The sequence below is a fragment of the Micromonospora sp. NPDC049275 genome, assembly GCF_043197115.1.
GTDB lineage: Bacteria > Actinomycetota > Actinomycetes > Mycobacteriales > Micromonosporaceae > Micromonospora.
In genome coordinates, this window is record NZ_JBICSN010000013.1 from 151,002 (window position 1) to 169,659 (window position 18,658).

General features: G+C 68.8%; 17 protein-coding genes and 1 pseudogene. 8 read left to right on the forward strand and 10 right to left on the reverse strand.

Annotated features, from left to right (window positions below; genetic code table 11):
• Window positions 1-262 precede the first annotated feature (262 nt).
• Window positions 263-1,759, forward strand: coding sequence for an amino acid permease (locus ACGFIE_RS28070; protein WP_363684436.1), 1,497 nt, complete (start codon window positions 263-265; stop codon window positions 1,757-1,759).
• Window positions 1,760-1,801: 42 nt separating this feature from the next.
• On the opposite strand, the gene ACGFIE_RS28075 is transcribed toward ACGFIE_RS28070, so the two are convergent.
• Genes ACGFIE_RS28075 through ACGFIE_RS28095 form a run of 5 tightly spaced genes read right to left on the reverse strand, consistent with a single transcriptional unit; the run spans window position 1,802 to window position 7,570 of the window.
• Window positions 1,802-2,827 (reverse strand): glycoside hydrolase family 43 protein, encoded by a 1,026-nt coding sequence (locus ACGFIE_RS28075; RefSeq protein ID WP_393300112.1) that lies wholly within the window; start codon window positions 2,825-2,827, stop codon window positions 1,802-1,804.
• Window positions 2,824-3,681 (reverse strand): carbohydrate ABC transporter permease, encoded by an 858-nt coding sequence (locus ACGFIE_RS28080; RefSeq protein WP_393300115.1) that lies wholly within the window; start codon window positions 3,679-3,681, stop codon window positions 2,824-2,826. The genes ACGFIE_RS28075 and ACGFIE_RS28080 overlap by 4 nt, the downstream gene beginning before the upstream one ends.
• A 10-nt stretch (window positions 3,682-3,691) precedes the next feature.
• Window positions 3,692-4,660: a carbohydrate ABC transporter permease gene (locus tag ACGFIE_RS28085; RefSeq protein WP_393300117.1), complete on the reverse strand. Its 969-nt coding sequence runs from the start codon at window positions 4,658-4,660 to the stop codon at window positions 3,692-3,694.
• 6 nt (window positions 4,661-4,666) lie between these two features.
• Window positions 4,667-5,995, reverse strand: coding sequence for an ABC transporter substrate-binding protein (locus ACGFIE_RS28090; protein ID WP_393300120.1), 1,329 nt, complete (start codon window positions 5,993-5,995; stop codon window positions 4,667-4,669).
• A gap of 60 nt (window positions 5,996-6,055) precedes the next feature.
• Window positions 6,056-7,570 carry an alpha-N-arabinofuranosidase gene (locus ACGFIE_RS28095; RefSeq protein WP_393300123.1) on the reverse strand — a complete coding sequence of 505 codons (1,515 nt, stop codon included), beginning with the start codon at window positions 7,568-7,570 and terminating at the stop codon, window positions 6,056-6,058.
• A gap of 147 nt (window positions 7,571-7,717) precedes the next feature.
• Here ACGFIE_RS28095 and ACGFIE_RS28100 point away from each other — a divergent pair, with 147 nt between their 5' ends.
• Window positions 7,718-8,743 (forward strand): LacI family DNA-binding transcriptional regulator, encoded by a 1,026-nt coding sequence (locus ACGFIE_RS28100; protein ID WP_393300126.1) that lies wholly within the window; start codon window positions 7,718-7,720, stop codon window positions 8,741-8,743.
• A gap of 82 nt (window positions 8,744-8,825) precedes the next feature.
• Here ACGFIE_RS28100 and ACGFIE_RS28105 read toward each other — a convergent pair whose 3' ends face one another.
• From ACGFIE_RS28105 to ACGFIE_RS28115, 3 genes and pseudogenes are all read right to left on the reverse strand, one after another.
• Window positions 8,826-9,551: a methyltransferase domain-containing protein gene (locus ACGFIE_RS28105; RefSeq protein WP_393300129.1), complete on the reverse strand. Its 726-nt coding sequence runs from the start codon at window positions 9,549-9,551 to the stop codon at window positions 8,826-8,828.
• Between the two features lie 145 nt (window positions 9,552-9,696).
• A pseudogene (locus tag ACGFIE_RS28110) lies at window positions 9,697-9,942 on the reverse strand (hypothetical protein); the annotation flags it as partial.
• Window positions 9,943-9,980: 38 nt separating this feature from the next.
• Window positions 9,981-11,618 (reverse strand): ABC-F family ATP-binding cassette domain-containing protein, encoded by a 1,638-nt coding sequence (locus tag ACGFIE_RS28115; protein ID WP_393300131.1) that lies wholly within the window; start codon window positions 11,616-11,618, stop codon window positions 9,981-9,983.
• A 62-nt stretch (window positions 11,619-11,680) separates the two neighbouring features.
• On the opposite strand from ACGFIE_RS28115, the gene ACGFIE_RS28120 reads away from it, so the two are divergent.
• The 4 genes from ACGFIE_RS28120 to ACGFIE_RS28135 all read left to right on the forward strand — a co-directional run bounded on the left by ACGFIE_RS28120 (window position 11,681) and on the right by ACGFIE_RS28135 (window position 13,934).
• Window positions 11,681-12,451 carry an ROK family protein gene (locus ACGFIE_RS28120; RefSeq protein WP_393300134.1) on the forward strand — a complete coding sequence of 257 codons (771 nt, stop codon included), beginning with the start codon at window positions 11,681-11,683 and terminating at the stop codon, window positions 12,449-12,451.
• Window positions 12,452-12,540: 89 nt separating this feature from the next.
• Complete coding sequence (locus ACGFIE_RS28125; protein ID WP_393300137.1) at window positions 12,541-12,909, forward strand: tetratricopeptide repeat protein; 369 nt, start codon at window positions 12,541-12,543, stop codon at window positions 12,907-12,909.
• A gap of 121 nt (window positions 12,910-13,030) precedes the next feature.
• Entirely contained in the window at window positions 13,031-13,285 is a 255-nt protein-coding gene (locus tag ACGFIE_RS28130; protein ID WP_007465523.1) for a Smr/MutS family protein, read from the forward strand.
• An 82-nt stretch (window positions 13,286-13,367) separates the two neighbouring features.
• Window positions 13,368-13,934: an NUDIX hydrolase gene (locus ACGFIE_RS28135; RefSeq protein ID WP_393300140.1), complete on the forward strand. Its 567-nt coding sequence runs from the start codon at window positions 13,368-13,370 to the stop codon at window positions 13,932-13,934.
• On the opposite strand, the gene ACGFIE_RS28140 is transcribed toward ACGFIE_RS28135, so the two are convergent.
• A complete protein-coding gene (locus ACGFIE_RS28140) occupies window positions 13,935-15,344 on the reverse strand; it encodes a helix-turn-helix domain-containing protein (RefSeq protein WP_393300143.1) in 1,410 nt (469 codons plus the stop codon). It abuts the gene before it with no gap.
• A 148-nt stretch (window positions 15,345-15,492) separates the two neighbouring features.
• Here ACGFIE_RS28140 and ACGFIE_RS28145 point away from each other — a divergent pair, with 148 nt between their 5' ends.
• Window positions 15,493-15,819 (forward strand): hypothetical protein, encoded by a 327-nt coding sequence (locus ACGFIE_RS28145; RefSeq protein ID WP_393300146.1) that lies wholly within the window; start codon window positions 15,493-15,495, stop codon window positions 15,817-15,819.
• Window positions 15,820-15,839: 20 nt separating this feature from the next.
• Here ACGFIE_RS28145 and ACGFIE_RS28150 read toward each other — a convergent pair whose 3' ends face one another.
• A complete protein-coding gene (locus ACGFIE_RS28150) occupies window positions 15,840-15,989 on the reverse strand; it encodes a hypothetical protein (RefSeq protein WP_393300149.1) in 150 nt (49 codons plus the stop codon).
• A gap of 1,465 nt (window positions 15,990-17,454) precedes the next feature.
• On the opposite strand from ACGFIE_RS28150, the gene ACGFIE_RS28155 reads away from it, so the two are divergent.
• Entirely contained in the window at window positions 17,455-18,405 is a 951-nt protein-coding gene (locus ACGFIE_RS28155) for a pentapeptide repeat-containing protein (RefSeq protein WP_393300152.1), read from the forward strand.
• Window positions 18,406-18,658: the final 253 nt, after the last annotated feature.

Consider the following 18,658-nt stretch of genomic DNA (forward strand, 5'->3'; position numbering starts at 1 on the left):
CAGGGGCGGCAGGGATCGGCAAGATTCGCCGCTGCCTATCTGCGCCTAGAAGGAAATTTTCATACTCCGGGTCCTCGCCGCAAGGGTCTGGCACCAGATCGACGCGGCAGTCGGCTACCGGGCCGATCGTCCGATTGCTCCCCGTGACCGGTCTCGCACACCTCGTTGTTGCGCCGGCGCGATTGGCCCAACCCGCCGCTGGGTAGCAACCCCGATCGCCGGCCGCTGCGGTGGTGGCCGCACGGTGGGGAGGGGTGAGCGCATGTCGGTGCTGCGAACCAAACCGATCAAGGACGTCATAGCCCAGGGTGATGCCGACGGCAGCGACGGCCGGCTCGGGCTCAAGCGGCGACTCGGTGCCATCGACCTCACCGGGTTCGGCATCGGCATCGTGATCGGCACCGGCATCTTCACGCTCACCGGCATCGAGGCCCGCGACAGCGCCGGTCCCGGCGTGGTGATCTCCTTCGCCATCGCCGGCGTGGTCGCCCTGCTCGCCGCCCTCTGCTACGCCGAGCTGGCGTCCAGCGTGCCGACCGCCGGCAGCGCCTACACCTACGCGTACGCGACGATGGGCGAGATCGTCGCCTGGATCATCGGATGGGACCTGCTGCTGGAGTTCGCACTCGGCGCGGCGGTGGTGGCCCGCGGCTGGTCCGGCTACCTCGCCGAGCTGCTCGACCTGCCGACCCGGTGGTTCGGTGAGGAGGGCAGCACCGTCAACATCGGCGCTATCGCCATCGTGCTGATCCTCGGCATCGTGGCGATCGTCGGCATCCGGGAGTCCGCCCGGGTCACCAACCTGCTGGTGCTGGTCAAGGTGGCGATCTGCGTGTTCGTGGTGGTCGCCGGCCTGTTCTTCGTCAAGGCGGCAAACCTCAGCCCGTTCATCCCGGCGGCCGAGCCCGCCGGCAGCGGCGACGACGGCATCAAGCAGCCCGTCACGCAGGCGCTCTTCGGGTTGGAGCCGTCGGTCTTCGGCTTCGTCGGGGTGCTCAGCGCCGCCGCCGTGGTCTTCTTCGCGTACACCGGCTTCGAGGCCGTGGCCAACCTGGGCGAGGAGACGCGCAAGCCCAAGCGGGACCTCACGCTGGGTCTGCTCGGCACGTTGCTGATCTCCACAGTGCTCTACATCGGCGTCTCCCTGGTGGTCGTCGGCATGGTGCCGTACACCGAGATCGACAGGGGCGCCCCCATCGCGTCGGCGTTCGAGTCGGTGGGCGCCGGCTGGGCGGCGACGCTCGTGTCAATCGCCGCCGTCGCCGGCCTGACAAGCGTCATCCTTGTCGACCTGGTGGCGATGGGCCGGATCGGTTTCGCCATCGCTCGGGACGGCCTGATCCCGCCCGCGATCGCGGCAGTGCACCCGCGCTGGGGCACCCCGTACCGGATCTCGGCGATCATGACGGTGGCGGTCGCGCTGCTGGCCGGCTTCCTGCCGCTCTCCGCGCTTGCCGACCTGGTCAGCATCGGTGCGCTCTGCGCGTTCGTGCTGGTGTCGATCGCGGTGCCGATCCTGCGCCGCAAGCGCCCGGACCTGGAGCGTCCGTTCCGGGTGCCGTTCTCCCCGGTGCTGCCGATCGTCTCGGCGCTGGCCTGCTTCTACCTGATGCTCAACCTGTCGGTGGAGACCTGGCTGCGGTTCCTGGCCTGGATGCTGCTCGGCGGGATCATCTACTTCGGCTACGGCTACCGCCGCAACCGCCTGGCCCGGCACGAACCGGCGGTCGCCCCGGCGCCGCGCGAGCCGAGCGCCTGACCGAGGTGCGGAGGGGCCGCGCGCCCCTCCGCACTCGTCAGCTCAGGGGCGGGGTTGCGGCTCCGCCGTCGGGCCCTTGACGACAGGCTTGCCGTCGACCCAGGTCACCTCGTCGAGCCACACCTGACGGCCCGGGTCGGTGCTGCCCTCCTGGCCGGGAGGCCAGGCGTGGTACAGCAGCCAGGTGCGCCCGTCCTTGACGACCATCGACGCGTGGCCCGGGCCGGAGGCGGCCGCGTTGCTCTTCAGGATCGGGTTCTCGGCGGCCTTCACGCACGGGCCGGTAGGGCTCTCGCAGACCGCGTAGCCCTCCGCGTACTCGGCCCGGTCGTAGGCGTTGGCGGCGAAGAAGAGCAGCAGCCGACCGTCCTGACGGTGGAAGAACGGCCCCTCGATCAGGGTGCCCTCCCACGGCTCGGTCTGCTTGAGCAGCTTCGTCGGCTCACCGAGGAGGGTCAGGCCGTCGTCGGCGAGGCGCTGCGACCAGAGCCAGGTGTCCACCCCGATGGCGTTGCCGTCGTTCTTCCACAGCAGCCAGAGGCTGCCGTCGGTGTCCCGGAACGGGCTGGCGTCGATCGCCCCGCCGAGGTCGGCCTGGCAGATCAGCGGCCCGCCCGTGTCGTCGGAGTACGGCCCCTGCGGCGCGCTGGCCACCGCCCGCCCGACGCACTGCCGACCGGACTCCCGGCCCGCGACCGTGTAGTAGAGCAGGAAGCGGTCGGGTGTGAGCTGGATGGCCTCCGGCGCCCAGGTCTTGCCGGCGTCCGCCCAGTCCGGCAGCGTCGGCAGGGCGTCCCCGGCCTCGGTCCAGTCGACCAGATCCGTCGAGGTCAGCACCGGGACGTTGCGGCCGCCGGAGTTGGTGTGGAACAGGTACCAGGTGTCGCCCACCTGGATCGCCTGCGGGTCGGGGGCGTCGGTACGCACCACCGGGTTGGTGAACATGCTGGAGTCGCTCCCGCTGCTCGTGGGGGTGGGTTGGCTGTCGCCGGTGCAGCCCGCAACGAGCAGCGCGGCGGCGAGAATGACCGCCGCCGCGCCGACCCGTCGGGGGAACGCCCGCGTCATCCCTTCAGACCGCTGCGGGAGACGCCCTGGATGATGTGCCGCTGCGCCAGCACGAACAGGATCAGCACCGGCAGACTGGCGAGCACCGCGCCCGCCATGATCACCGGATAGTCGGTGACGTACGAGCCCTGGAGCAGGCCCAGGCCCGGAGGCAGCGTCAGCTTCTCCGGGCTGAACAGCACGAAGATCGGCCACAGGAAGTCGTTCCAGTTGGTCAGGAACGACAGCACGGCCAGGGTGGCGAGCGCAGGCTTGGACAGCGGCAGCACCACCTTGTAGAAGATCTGCCACTGGTTGGCGCCGTCGAGGGTGGCGGCCTCCTCCAGCTCGCTCGGCAGCGAGAGGAAGAACTGCCGCAGGAAGAAGACCCCGAACGCGCTGGCCGCGCCGGGCACGACCACCACGGCGAGGGTGTCGATCCAGTTGAGCTGGTCGACGATCAGGAAGTTCGGGATGATCAGCGAGGTCGGCGGGATGAACAGCGTCCCGACGATCAACGCGAAGGTCACCCCGCGTCCGCGGAACCGCAGCCGGGCCAGGGAGTACGCGGCCATCGAGGCCGTCACCAGCACCAGCAGCGAGTGCAACGTCGCGGCCACCATGCTGTTGAGGAACCAGCGCAGCACCGGGTTCGCCGAGTTGTTGATGATCTGCTCGTAGCCGTAACCCGCGAGCGGGTTCGGCAGCCAGCTCGGCGGAATCTGCTGGGCGGCCGTGTAGGTCTTCAGCGAGGTGATGACCATCCACACCAGCGGAACCAGGAAGACCAGGGTCAGCGCGACCAGGATGGCGTAGAGCCCGACCCGGCGCAGCCCCGATCCGGAGCCGTTGGTGGTCGGCGTGGGCGTCGTCATGGCGGTCCCCTCAGTCTTCCTTGTAGCGGAAGAGGCGGAAGTTGGCGATGCTCACGACCGCCAGCAGCAGGGCGAACACGATGCTCATCGCGGCGGCGCGACCGGCGTTGTTGTTCCGCAGGCCCTCCTCGACGATGAACCACACCACCGTGCGGGTCTCCGTGCCGGGCGTTCCCTGGGTGATCAGGAACGACTGGCCGAACATGTTCGCCGAGGCGAGCACTGTCGTCGTGATCACGAAGAGCAGCACCGGACGCAGCCCGGGCAGTGTGACGTTGCGGAACCGCTGCCACGCGCTGGCCCCGTCCATCCGGGCCGCCTCGTACAGCTCCGGTGAGATGTCCTGGAGGCCGGCCAGGTAGATCACCGCGTTGAAGCCCGAGGTCCACCAGACGGTCACCCCGACCAGGGAGATCCACGCCCACGGCATGTTCGTCACCCACGGGGTGTCCGACGGCAGCCCGACGACTCCGAGGAGCCTGTTGACCAGGCCCAGGTTGGCGTCGAGCAGGAACCGCCAGAGCAGGCCGATCACCGCCACGCCCAGCACGTACGGGGCGAAGTAGACAGCCCGGAAGAACGTCCGGCCCGGAAATGAGCGGTTCAACAGCAGCGCCAGCCCGAGTGGTACGACCACCAGCAGCGGCACCGACAGCGCCGTGAAGATGGCGGTGGCCCGGATGCTCTGCCACCAGTCGCCGTAGACGGCGGAGTCGCTGGAGAACAGCTGCTTGTAGTTGTCCAGCCCGACGAAGGGTCGGTTGGGCAGCTGGAAGTCCCACTGGTGCACGCTCAGCCAGAGGCCGAGGATGATCGGCAGGAGGCCGAAGACCCCGAACAGGACCAGGTACGGGGCGAGGAACAGGTATGGCGTCGCCCGGCCGGTCCGGCGCGCCGAGGCGCCCCGGCGGCGGGCTGCGTTGGCCGCCGGGGGCGGCGCGTCACCGCGCGCCGCCCCGACCTCGATCACGTCCGCCACGGGTTATCAGCTCCCGTACTTCTTGCGGTTGTCCTCGAGCTGCCTGTTGGCCTTCGCCACACCGTCGTCGAGAGCCTGCTTGGGCGTCTTCTTGCCCAGCGCGGCCTCGTTGAACGAGTTGTAGAAGGTCGTCATGGCCTCGCCCAGGCCCGGCGCCGCCGGCGGGAAGGCCGCGTACTCCAGCTCGGGGGCGAGCGACGAGATCTCCGGCAGCGCCTTGAACTCGGCGCCCTCACGGACCTCCTTGCGGGCCGGGATCTGCCCGCCCTTGGCCCAGTCCAGTGAGTGCTGGCTCAGCCAGTTGATGAAGACCTTCGCCCCGGAGACCTTGTTGGCGTCGTTGGCCCGCTGCTTCACGATCGTGAAGTTGTGCGAGTTGGCCCACGCCGCCGGCTTGCTACCGATCTGGGGGAGCGGGGCGACGCCCCACTGCACCTCGGGGCTCTTCTTGAGGTCGTTGATCTGCCAGATGCCGTTCCAGGTGAAGGCGTTCTTGCCGCTCTTGAACGACAGGTAGTCGGCGTCCTGGCCGACGTTGGCCGGCGAGTAGCCCTGCTTGATCATGTCGACCAGCCAGGTGCACGCCTCGATCGCCGGGTCGGAGTTGAACGTCGCCTTGGCGACCTCGGCGTCGAAGAGGGTGGCGCCCCACTGGTTGAGCAGGGAGTAGAACGTCATGCCGCCGGTGAACTGGAACGGGCTGACCCAGAAGCCCTGCACGCCGGCCTTCTTGAGCTCGACCAGGGCCGACGTGTACTCGTCCTTCGTCGTCGGCGGCTTGTTCGGGTCGAGGCCGGCCTTCTGCATGACGGTCTTGTTGTAGTAGAAGCCCAGCGGGTGCATGTCCAGCGGAATGCCGTACCGCTTGTTGTTGTAGATCCCGCCCTTCCAGACGGTCGGGGCGAAGTCCCCCTCGGAGAGCTCCAGGTTCTTGGCCACGTCGTCCAGCTCGGTGATCACGCCGCGGGCGGCGAAGGTGGCGAGCTGGTCCATGTGCATGACCGCGATGTCCGGGCCATTGCCGCTGGAGGCCGCACCGGGGAGCTTGTTGTAGTAGTCCTCCCACTGGTACGTGGCCACCGACACCGCGATGTTCTTGTGCTCGGTGTTGAACTGGTTGACAAGCGCCTTGAAGATGTCGCCGTCGCCGCCGGTGAACCCGTTCCACAGCTTCAGGTCGACCTTCGGGCCGGTGTACTCCTTGCCGCCGTTACCGGCGGCCGGCCCGGAGGTGCTGTCGCCACCGCCGCAGCCGGCGAGGGTCAGCGAGGCCGCGGCACCGATTCCGAGACCGAGGCCGAGCAGGCGCCGCCGGCTCATATCGTTCTGGATCATGCTTTATCTCTCCTTGGAGGGGGACGGGATGAATTGTGCCTGCTCAGAACCGGTACGACATCAGACGCCGGTCGGGCCGAAGCGCAGCACGCTCCACGACACGGCGGGCAGGCGCACTGTGCACCGGCCGCCGTCGGGGGTGGGGGTGGGCAGTTCCCGTGGCGTCACCCGGTCGGGCTCGGCCTCGGTGTTCGTCGCCGACGGGTCAGACCCGGCAGCGATGCTTTGGAACGACAGACCGGACATACCCGGCAAGCCGCGCAGGTCCAGGTCGAGGGGGAGGTCTTCGGAGCCCCGGTTGACCGCGAAGACGGTCAGCTCGCCGGTCTCCTCGTCGTGCACGGCGACCGTGTCGAGCACCGGCACGTCCCCGTACTTCTTCGTGTCGTAGCGCGGCGACACCGGCTCGGTGCGCAGCACGGTGCCCCGGGCGTACCGGGCGGTGAGCGCGAACGGGTGGAAGATGCTCTGCCGCCAGGCGGGGCCGCCGTTGCGGGTGCGGATCGGCGCGATCACGTTGGCCAGCTGGGCCTGGGCGGCGACACCTACCCGGTCGGCGTGCCGGAGCAGGGTGATCAGCAGGTCGCCGACCACCACGGCGTCCACCGCCGTGAAGTCGTCCTCGATCAGGGCGGGCGCCTCGACCCAGCCACGCCGGTCCAGGTCGGCCTGGAGGCGGGACTCGTACCAGACGTTCCACTCGTCGAACGAGATCTTCAGCTTGCGCTTCTGCCGCTGCTTGGCTGCCACGTGGTCGGCGGTCGCCACGACCTCGGTGATGAAGTTGTCCATGTCGACGGCCGAGGCCAGGATGCTTGCCTGGTCGCCGTCGGACGGGTCGTAGTAGGTGTGCGCCGAGATGTAGTCGACGTGCTCGTAGGTGTGCTCCAGCACTGTCGCCTCCCACGCGGCGAACGTGGGCATACGCCGGTTGGAGCTGCCGCAGGCGACCAGGCTGATCGACGGGTCGATCATCTTCATCGCGCGAGCGGCCTCGGCGGCCAGCCGCCCGTACTCGTCGGCGGTCTTGTGGCCCACCTGCCACGGGCCGTCCATCTCGTTGCCCAGGCACCACAGCTGGACGCCGTACGGGTCCTCCGCGCCGTGTTTGCGACGCAGGTCGGACAGCGCGGTCCCGCCCGGGTGGTTCGCGTACTCCAGCAGGTCGAGTGCCTCCTGGACGCCCCGGGTGCCCAGGTTGACGGCCATCATCGGCTCGACACCGGCCTCGGCGGCCCAGGTCATGAACTCGTCCAGCCCGAACGCGTTGGTCTCGATCGTCTTCCACGCCAGGTCGAGCCGGCGCGGCCGGTCACCGACCGGGCCGACGCCGTCCTCCCAGCGGTAGCCGGAGACGAAGTTGCCTCCCGGGTAGCGGACCACCGTGACGCCCAGCTCGCGGGTCAGGTCCAGCACGTCGCGGCGCAGGCCGCGGGAGTCGGCGTTGGGGTGGCCGGGCTCGTAGATGCCGCCGTAGACGCACCGCCCCATGTGCTCGACGAACGAGCCGAAGAGACGTCGGTCGGCCGGCCCGATCGAGAAGGCCGGGTCGATCGTCAGCTGCGCGGTCCGCAAGGGATGTCACCTTTCCTCGGTGCTGGAAACCGGGTGACCGCAGTCACCGCCCACCCGGCGTCCCTCGTTTCTACAACGTTGTAGGCAACGTTGTAAAGAGCTGGTGACGAGGTATGGTGCGCTGGGTTACATCGGGGAGGTTGCGGCGTGCGACACAGGCTCAAGGACGTGGCCGAACGGGCGGGCGTCTCGGTGAAGACCGTCTCGAACGTGGTGAACGGGTACGTGCACGTCCGTCCGGACACCCGGGCCCGGGTCGAGGAGGCCATCGCCGAGCTGAACTACCGGCCCAACCTCTCCGCCCGCCACCTGCGCAAGGGGCGTACCGGGGTGATCGCCCTGGCAGTGCCGGAACTGGACATCCCGTACTTCGCCGAACTCGCCCGCTACGTGGTCACCGCCGCCGCCGACTACGGCTGGACGGTGCTCATCGACCAGACCGGCGGCCGGCGTGAGCAGGAGCGGGTGGTCGCCTCCGGCATCACCGACCACCTCATCGACGGGCTCATCTTCAGCCCGCTGGCACTCACCGCGGAGGACCTGGCCGGCCTGGACGGCACCCCGATGGTGCTGCTCGGCGAGCGTGTCGACCACGGCCCGGCCGACCGCGTGGTGATCGACAACGTGAGTGCCGCCCGCCAGATCACCGAGCACCTGATCCAGCTCGGCCACCGCCGGATCGCGGCCATCGGCTCGCAGCGTACCGACGAGGGCGCCAGCGCCCGCCTACGCCTGGCCGGCTACGCGGAGGCACTGCGCGCCGCCGGCCTGGCCTACGACGAAACCCTCGTGGCGCCCGCGCCGGCCTGGCACCGCGCCGACGGCGCGGCCGCGATGCGCGGCCTGCTCACCACGGGGGTACGCCCCGACGCCGTCTTCTGCTTCAACGACACGCTCGCCCTCGGTGCCCTGCGCGCCCTGCACGAGGCCGGCCTGCGGGTGCCCGAGGACGTGGCGGTGGTCGGATTCGACGACATCGAGGACGGCCGGTTCTCGATTCCGACCCTGAGCACCGTCGCTCCGGACAAGGAGCAGATCGCACGGCTGGCGGTGGAACTCCTCGCCAACCGCCTGGACGGCGACCGCACCGCCCCGGCGAAGGAACTCAAGGCCCCCCACCACCTGGAACTCCGCGAATCAACCCAGACCCCACCAAACCCCACACCCCGGTGATCAAGAGGTTTGTGTCAAGAATGGCGCTCATCTTGACGCAAACCTCTTGATCACCGGGGACAGGTGGGTGGGTGGGGGGGGGTTAGTCGAAGAAGCGGGCCAGGTGGGTGGGGGGTGCCGGGTCCACGTCCGGGGGGAGTGGGGTCAGGTCGGCGAAGATGGAGGCACCGTCGCAGCCCGCGTGCAGCGGGTACCAGCGCGGGGTGCCCGGCGGGCGGAGCTGGCAGATCCCCTTGAACGTCTGCACGTCCATCAGCCGGACGTGGGTCGGGTCCGCCACCGCGTTGACATGGCCCCACCAGGGGCTCATGACGTGGAGGACGCCGCCCGGGCGAAGCACCCGGTGGCACTCGTCCACCAGGGGCAGGAAGTCGATCAGGTGCTCCAGGATGTGCACGGCGAACAGGACGTCCACCGAGTTGTCGGCAAGCGGTAGCGAGCCGGAGAGGTCCGCCACCGCGTTTACCCCCGGCGCCGGGTAGATGTCCAACCCCAGGTTGCCGGACCACTGCTTGGTCGGCCCGCAGCCGAGGTCCACCACCACCGGCTCCCGCCCACCGACGCCGACCCGGCACCAGACGCCGTAGACGCCGGCCAGCCGTCCCACCAGGTCGCGTACCAGCCGGAGTTCCCCGGGCTCGGCCACCTCGCCGTTGAGATGGGCGACCCCCCGGTCGAAGCGCACCTCGACCGCCAGAGCGCGCAGCCGGTCGTCGTGCCGGACCTGGTCCGCCCACGCCTGCGCGAGGGCTTCGTCGATCAACCGCAGCCGGTCGGCCGAGGGCGGAGTCTGTGCCAAAGCGACCATTCGGGCCACCTCCCGCCGCGCGTTACCCGCAATCCCGCCCGGTATGCCGCGTTCGGGTAGCGAGTCGGGATCAGCCCGAGAGGGTACGGCGGCCCGGTCGGCCCCCGCCGCGCATCCGCTGCCGGGGCGGGGGAGCTGCTGCCTTCGGCCGCTTGAGGTGGTAGCGGTGCAGTTCGTGGTGGCCGGGCAGCGAAGGGTCCTCGCTCATCGCGACCAACTCCCAGCCCTGGTCACCGGCCCGGTTCAGGTGGGCCAGCGAGGTGTCGCCGTACGGCGTCACGTCGACCATCGAGCCGTCCGGGCCGTACCAGACGAAGACGACCTCCCAGCCGAGGTCGTTGGTCGCCGCCTGGCGGCGGCGGACCAGCAGGGCGTACTCCCACTTGAGCATGGCGTCATTCTCACCCCGCGCCGGCGCGGGGGCACGGATCAGTCCTCGGCGATCCGCCCGGCGTCGACCCGCAGCCGACGGTTCGTCTCGATGGCCGCCAGCATCCGCCGGTCGTGGGTGACCAGCAGCAGCGTGCCGGGGTAGCTGGCCAGCGCCGATTCGAGCTGCTCGATGGCGGGCAGATCCAGGTGGTTGGTGGGCTCGTCGAGCACCAGCAGGTTGACCCCGCGACCCTGGAGCAGGGCCAGCGCCGCGCGGGTCCGCTCGCCGGGGGACAGGGTGGCCGCCGGTCGCGGGACGTGCGCCGCGCGCAGCCCGAACTTGGCCAGCAGGGTCCGCGCGTCCGCCGGCGACAGGTGCGGTACGGCCGCGTGGAACGCGTCGATAAGCGGCGCGTCACCGAGGAACAGTCCCCGCGCCTGGTCCACCTCGCCGACCACCACGCCCGGCCCGAGCGAGGCGGTGCCCTCGTCCAGCGGCAGCCGCCCGAGCAGCGCGGCCAGCAGGGTGGACTTGCCCGAACCGTTCGCCCCGGTCACCGCGACCCGGTCCGCCCAGTCGATCTGGAGGTCGACCGGCCCGAGGGTGAACCCGCCTCGGCGTACCACCGCACCTCGCAGAGTGGCCACGACGGCGCCGGCGCGGGGGGCGGCGGCGATCTCCATCCGCAGCTCCCACTCCTTGCGAGGCTCCTCGACCACGTCGAGCCGTTCGATCAGCCGTTCCGTCTGCTTGGCCTTGGCGGCCTGCTTCTCGCTCGACTCGCTGCGGAACTTGCGGCCGATCTTGTCGTTGTCGGTGGCCTTGCGGCGGGCGTTCTTCACGCCCTTCTCCATCCAGCCACGCTGGGTACGGGCCCGCGCCTCCAGGCCGGCCTTGGTGTCGGCGTACTCCTCGAAGTCCGCGCGGGCGTGCCGCCGCGCGACCTCGCGCTCCTCCAGGTAGGCCGCGTAGCCGCCGCCGAAGTGATTGACCTGCTGCTGCGCCAGGTCCAGCTCCAGCACCCGGGTCACCGTGCGGGTGAGGAACTCCCGGTCGTGACTCACCAGCACCGTGCCGGCGCGCAGTCCGGTGACGAACTCCTCCAGCCGCTCCAGACCGGCCAGGTCCAGGTCGTTCGTCGGCTCGTCGAGCAGGAACACGTCGTAGCGGCTGAGCAGCAGCGACGCGAGCCCGGCACGGGCGGCCTGGCCGCCGGAGAGCCCGGTCGTCGGGTGGTCCAGGTCGACCGCGAGCCCCAGGTCCGCGCTCACCTGCTCGGCGCGCTCGTCCAGGTCCGCGCCGCCGAGGGCGAGCCAGCGCTCCAACGCGTCGGCGTACGCGTCGTCGGCACCCGCCGCCCCGGCGGTAAGCGCCTCGGTCGCCGCGTCCAGCGCCGCCTGCGCGGCGGTCACCCCGGTCCGGCGGGCCAGGAAGTCGCGTACCGTCTCGCCCGGCCGCCGTTCCGGCTCCTGCGGCAGGTGCCCGACGCTCGCGGTGGGCGGGCTGAGTCGCACGCTGCCGGCCTCGACCGGCAACAAACCGGCGAGGGTACGCAGCAGCGTCGACTTGCCGGCCCCGTTCGGCCCGACCAGGCCGATCACGTCGCCCGGGGCGACGACCAGGTCCAGCCCGGAGAAGAGTGGGCGGTCCCCGTGCCCGGCGGCCAGGTCCTTGACGATCATCGTGGCGCTCATCAGGACGGCAGCCTATCCGGCTGCTCGCATAAGAGCCGACGGCAGCGGGCAGACTCAACGACGTGGTGACCACTCTCGCGATCGACTGCGGTGGCGGCGGCATCAAGGCGTCGGTCCTCGACGAGGCCGGCACGATGCGGGCCCGGCCGCTGCGGGTGCCGACCCCGTACCCGCTGCCTCCCGCCCTGTTCGTCCAGACGCTGCGGGAGCTGGGTGGGCGGCTGCCTCCGGCGGACCGGCTGACGGTCGGCGTGCCCGGCATGATCCGGCACGGGGTGGTGGTGGCCACCCCGCACTACGTCACCCGCAGCGGGCCCCGCTCACGCGTCGACCCGGACCTGCAGGCCGAGTGGTCCGGCTGGGACGCGCGGGGCGCGCTGGCCGACGCGTTCGGGGTGCCCGCGCTGGTGCTCAACGACGCCGAGGTGCACGGTGCCGGTGTGGTGGCGGGTACCGGTTGTGAACTGGTGTTGACCCTGGGGACCGGCCTGGGCAGCGCCCTCTTCGACGGCGGGGTGCTCGCACCGCACCTGGAGCTGTCGCACGCGCCGGTGCGCTGGGGCACCACCTACGACACGTACGTGGGTGAGCCGGAGCGTCGGCGGCTCGGCGACGCCTTCTGGTCCCGGCGGATCCGACAGGTGGTGGACGGACTGCGCCCGGTGTTCCGGTGGGACCGGCTCTACCTGGGCGGGGGCAACTCCCGGCTGATCCGGCCGGAGCAACTGACCCGGATGGGCGACGACGTGGTGGTGGTGCCGAACACGGCCGGGATCGTCGGCGGCGTCCGCGCCTGGGAGCTGGCCGCAATCCGCCGCGACGCCCGCACCTGACCCCAATTCGACCCGGGGAACAGTCGCCAAACGCCGAGCGTTGTGCCAGCGTCGGAACAGGTGACGGCGCGACCCGAGGAGGTGGGCAGATGGATCTTCTGGCGGACTACCGGCGGGCGACCATGTTCTTCGAAACCGGTGACCCGAGCGGAGCGGCCCGACTGCTGGAGCCGATCCTGGACGCCGAACCCGGCAACGCCGCCGTCCGGCAGCTGCTGGCCCGGGCGTACTTCCAGACGGCCCAGCTCAGCCGGGCCGAGGAGCAGCTGCGGGAGCTTGTCGACCGGAACCCGAGCGACCACTACGCGCACCACGTGCTGGGCCGGACGCTTGAGCGGCTGAACCGGCACACCGACGCGCTGCGGCACCTGCGGATCGCCGCGGCGATGTACGCGGCCAACGACGACTATCGGATCGCGCTGCAGCGGGTCGAGGCCCGCGTGGGCGGCACGCGCTGAGCGTGGAACGGTGACGTGGCAGGGGCGGTCCTCCGGGGCCGCCCCTCCGTCGTCCGGCGGGTGGGCCGCCGGACGTGCCTAGGATGGCGGACATGGGACCTGACCGGCCGGGGGCTGCGGCATGAAGCTCAAGCTGGACCTGCACGAGATCTTCAACAAGGGGCAGGACATCGACCGCGCGCTGCGCGGGATCATGGACGAGGCGGTGGCGAAGAAGGCCACCCTCGTGGAGATCATCCCGGGCAAGGGGTCGGGTCAGCTCAAGAAGCGCGTGCTGCGATTCCTCGACCAGAAGGACGTCAAGCAGCTCTACCACCGCGTGGAGAAGGACTCGAAGAACTTCGGCCGCCTCTTCGTCCACTTCCGCTGGAAGTAGCGACGGCGCAGCATGGGGCGGAGCCGAATCTTCGTGATGAGACGCCGCAATGCGTCCGCGCCACTGGCCGGATACTGGGCGGGTGACGGAGGAGCAGGTTACCGAGTCGACGCAGTGGAAGATTCACGGTGAGCGGGTGGTGGACGGCAGCCGGCGGGCGCGGTTGAGCATTGCCGACGTGGAACTGCCGGATGGGGTCCGTTTCGAGCAGTACGTGATCAGGGCGCCCCGGTCAGCCATGGTTGCGGTGCTCGACGAGCAGGAGCGCCTGCTGCTGATGCGGCGGCACCGGTTCGTGTTCGACCGTTGGGTGTGGGAGCTGCCCGGGGGTTACGTCGACGACGGTGAACAGCCGGCGAGATGCGCGGTCCGGGAGGTCGAGGAGGAGACCGGATGGCGTCCGGGTGCGGTGGAACCAATGCTGTCGTTCCAGCCGTGGGTGGCGACTGCGGACGCGGAGAATCTGCTGTTCCTTGCGCGCGATGCGATACACATCGGTTCGCCGGTGGACGTCAACGAGGCCGAGCGGGTGGCCTGGATGCCGTTGGCGGAAGCGCGGGACCTCGTGTCCCGGGGTGAGATCGTGGGATCCGGCACAGTGATCGCGGTGTTGGAGCTGGTCGCGCGCAAAGCCCGGGGTGAGCTGTAGTCAGCGGCGTTGACCGAGGGTTACGTCGACGCGGTTGATGAAGTGTCGGACGGCTGGCCGGCGGCGGTGCGCTGTGAGGTCGGTTTGCAGGTCACGTAGGTACCGGACGGCTCGGGCTGACCGCAGTTGAGAGGTCAACGTGAGCGCTTTGGCCCCGATGGCGCTGGCGCGATCGGGCTCGCCGTGGTGGGCGTAGATGGAGGCGAGGAGAGTGAGGTTGAAGGCCTTCCCGCGTATGTAGCGCTCGTCCATCCGCAGCGAGCGGACGGTGAAGCGTTCGGCCTGCTGGTAGTGGCCGAGGGCATGGAAGCAGTGGCCGAACTTGGCCGACAGGTATGCCTCGTCGAAGTAGCCGAGCCATTGCGGGTCGCTGCTGCGGTCGGCCCGGTCGAGGGCATGTTCTGCCTGGTGCAGTGCGGTGGCGCAGGCGCGTTCGTTGCGCGCGGCGGCGTGGGCATGAGCTTCCATGACCAGCGCCTCGGCCGTCAGCACCGCGAGGCCGGCGCGTTGTGCCGTCTGCCGGGCGGCGCGGGCGAGATCGACGCCGGTGGCATTGTGACCGAGGTAGGTGGCTTGGTGGCTCATCGCGGCGAGGATTTCGGCGCCGAGCCCAGCATCGTCGGCAGCTCGGGCGAGGTCGAGGGCATGGGTGAGGTAGCGCTGGGCGAGGCCGTGTTCGGCCGTGTCGTACGCCTGCCAGCCGGCGAGCTGAGTCAGCTCGGCGACGGCGACGAGTAGCTTTCGGCCGGTCGCCGGATCGTAGCGGCCCTCGGTTAGCAGGGGCGTGACCTCGTGGTTGAGGTAGCGGGCGAGGGTTTCGCGGGCGTGGCCGCCTCCGTGCTGGTTGTCGAGTCGCCGGTAGATGGAGGTCATCTCGCGGATGGTGTCGATGTCGGGTTGACCGACTGAGCGGTGACCTCTCTGTGTGACGGGTTGTGTCGTGGGGGCGGTGAACCAGCGCAGCGCGGGCAGGGTGTAGCCAGCGGAGCTGAACACTGTCTGACGGAACAAATCTCGGCGGTTCACGTCGCCTTCCCACAGTTGCGTGGCGGCGCGGACGTCTTCGCGCCAGGATCGGTCGTTTGGCACATCACCCCGCGGGCTGCCGGGGGTGGGGCGACGTGCTTGGTGGCGCGGTGCAAGGCCGAGCGACATCCGGGTCTCGTCGGGCATGCCGCAGCCGTCGGCGATCCGCTCCAGCACGTCGATGGAGGTCACCTTCCGGCCGGCGATCACCCGGCTGACGTAGCCCTGTTCCAGGCCGACCACGGCCCCGATACGCGTCTGACTCGCCCCCGTATGCCGGGCAAGCAGCCGGAACAGAGTGCCGATGTCGCGGACACGCACTGCGGTCCTGACGTCCTCCCGCGCCCAGAAGCCGTCCGGAGTCCGAAGATGGTCGAGTAGCACAACCGCCTCCACCGTCGTCGAATGACTACGCATCGTGCTCAACCTGGAGCCTAAGTCCGGTGTCCGTGCAGGTCGAGCCCGCTCATGTCACCGTGACATGGCTAGTGGACATGGCCGCGAGACCGCAGCCGGCAGGACCGTCTTGGGCATGTTGTTCGATGTTGATAACCCACCGGTCGAGCCGCCTGACGGCTGTCGCCATCGGCTGCTGTGGCGTCTGTGCCGAGCGCTGTGGGAAGACCACCATTCCGGCCACTACCTCATCGTCGGCTGCGTGCACGACGACCAACTTGTGTCGTGCCGCCTGGCACGCCTCGCCGTAGAAGGCATGCGAACCGCTAGCGGCGAACAGGCTGTCGCGTCATCGCTGTGGCTCGATGTGGCCCGGAGCCGCATCGCCACGCGCGACATCAACCTCGCCGCCGTCATGGCGGAGGCACGCTGGCATCGTCGCCGTGCAGGCCTGACGGGGTGAGGATGGCTGCTATTCACGGCCTAGAGGCCCTCATCGACCACGCCCAGGCTCAAGTCGACGCCGCCGATGAACTCCTGACCCGCCACGACGAGATCGGACTCGGCCTGTGCCGGTGCGGCCGGCCCCACCCCTGCCCAGAGCGACTGCGGTGGCTCCAGAGGCGGGCGCACTTCGTACACCTTGTCGGCGACCCGCGGTGACCACCCACGGCCCGGTGATGCCAATCTGGACCTGCGGAGGCTGCGACGCGCCCTGGCCCTGCCGGATCCGACAGCAGGAACTACGCGCAGAGTACGAGGGCGCATCCGTTTCCTTGGCGCTCTACATGAGCGCTCAACTGGTCTGCGCCTCGCGGGACCTGACCTGGGTGCCGGCAGGGGTCCTGCACCTTCGCTTTCTCGGTTGGACCCGATGAGCATCCTTCGACGGGGCGACGAAAAGTTCCATTACAGCGATGGCTCCCACAAGTGGATCCCACCGGACCCGGACTACGACCAAACGGTCTGGGACGAACAGGTCCGCCAGCACAAGCAAGCCCACCTGAGAGGCGAGCACTCGAAGGTACGCAACCAGCGTCTCGTCTGAGCCCAGCGATTGTGCAACTCGTGCCAGCAGAAACGGACCGAGATATGCGCGAAAAGACGGATGGCCTTGAGCGTTACAGTGCAACTCGGATCGACAAACTCCGCGACGTCGGCCAGGGCCGCCGGACGGCCTGGCTGCTAGCGGCTGCCGTCCCTCATGCTGTCGTCCCTGCATGTAATCCGAGTAGTTCCTCTGCGAGAACTCTCTGTACAAGATCAAGGCGGCCCGCTTCGCAGGCCGCTCGCGCCGCCGACCAGGGGCCGACCCAATGGGTCGCCGATCGGGGACCCCGCGCCTCTTAGCGCAAGCGCACGAGGCGCACCCCGAACGGTTGCAGCCCCGCCGGCGGCGCGACATACGAAGGAAGCCCCGGGCCGCCGTGGTGAGTGGCAGATCCGGGGTTTTGATGTAGATCGCGACGACCAGGGCGTGCCTCCGGCGGGCGCTCAGGCACTCCAGGATGGTTGGCGCCATCCCGACAACCTCTGTCCGGGCAGAGCCGAGCAGGTGGGGCCTGCCCGGTCAAGGTCGTTCAGACGGTGGGGTGCTCCACCTTGACCGGGCAGGCCCCACCACTCCACGGGGTGCGGACGAAGGCCGACGGGATGGCTAAGGAGGCGAAGGGCTGGCAGGCTGACGAGTCTGCTGCGGGTGAACGTGGAGGGGGCAACCTTGGTGAAGACACATAGACGCTTCATTAAGGCCTTGCGGAGGCGATGGTCACTGATGATTTGGTGGCTGCGGCGGAATTCCGTGGGCAAGCGTCGAACTCGTGTGGCTGGCGCTATTCTTCTATCATTCCTCGCTGCATCCGGGGCGCTCGGACTGGTTCTCGGCCCGTTGGCATGGCTTGCTACTCCGGCGAAGCACTTGCAGGGTATGGAAAAGGTGGAAGCCCGGAACGCGACTCGGCAAATGCTCTTGACCGGCTTAGGGGGGCTCGCGCTTATCGCAGGGTTAGCGTTTACCGCGCGCACCTTCCAACTAACCCGGCGTGGCCAGATTACGGATCGCTACAATAAGGGCATAGCTTTATTGGCGTCAGAAAAGATGACGGAGCGGCTCGGTGGAATCTACGCCCTAGAACACGTGATGCTCGAATCAGAGAGCGAACACGAAACGATCGTCGCCGTCCTTTCGGCATTCATCCGGGAGGGCGTTCCGCTCAGTTCTGCCGAAATCGAACCTAGAGCGGAGAGCGGACGTCGATCTGAGGTGCTAGCGACAGACGTCCAGGCGGCGCTTACGGTCCTCTGTAGAAGGCCTGACAGATTAGAGGCCTACCCGATCGATCTTTGCTTTACCGATCTGAGGGGCGCGCGTATGGCACATGCTCGCCTAGACGGAGCGCTATTTGAGGGATCCTTCTTGAGGGGGTGTGACTTTTTTGAAGCTAAGTTGCGAGGCTGCGAGATGAAAGACGCTGATCTGCAAGGGGCAATTCTTGAAAGGGCCGACTTCAATAAGGCCTATATGGGCAGAGCGAATCTTGCTGACGTGAATGCTCCAGGGGTTAACTTCGATCACGCTACTCTGAACTTCGCGGTCTTGTCTGGCGGGTCGCTGTGGGATGCTAAGTTCCGCTCGGCGAGAATGTGGAAGTGCGACTTGGAAGACGCAAATCTGATGAGGGCGGACCTGTCGAGCGCACTGATGTCATCTGCAAGCCTGAAAAGCGCATTGCTTGCTGGTGCCAACCTGACTCAAGCGGAAATTGGGGAAGTAGACCTTACTGGGGCGAGCTTCGTCGACTGGGCCGGAGATTCGGAGCTGCATGCCCTAGGGTTGACAGTGGACCAGTTGGCGGAAGCAAAGCTCGATGAGATCGGCGAGATTTCGGCCGATTTGCTGCGCAAAGCGAGAGAGCGGCGCGTCGTAGTGCTGAAGGACCGGGAAGTGCAGGCTCGGCTCACTTTTGGCGATGCCCTATACGAGGAGTTGGCCGGTAAGCTGCAGGGGCTGCGGGAGGGCCAGGAGCGCAAGCCGCCCTCTGCCGAGTAGCGCGGTCTCGGGCTCGTCCCTGCCCGACGTGGCCGCGCCAAGATCATGCCGTTGCCAGGCCGTCTAACGAGAGCCAGCAGTGACCACCGTTGACCATCCATGTCAGGTCTAGCAGCTCAGACGCCAGGTCGTCCGGTTTGATCGACTAAGCCTCTGGCCTAGGCCGTGTTTCGTAGGGCGTTGATGTTGGGGCGTGGCGGTGGTCGCTAATTGAAGAGGTCTCCGGTAGTTGGTTCAGCGACCAAGCTAGAAC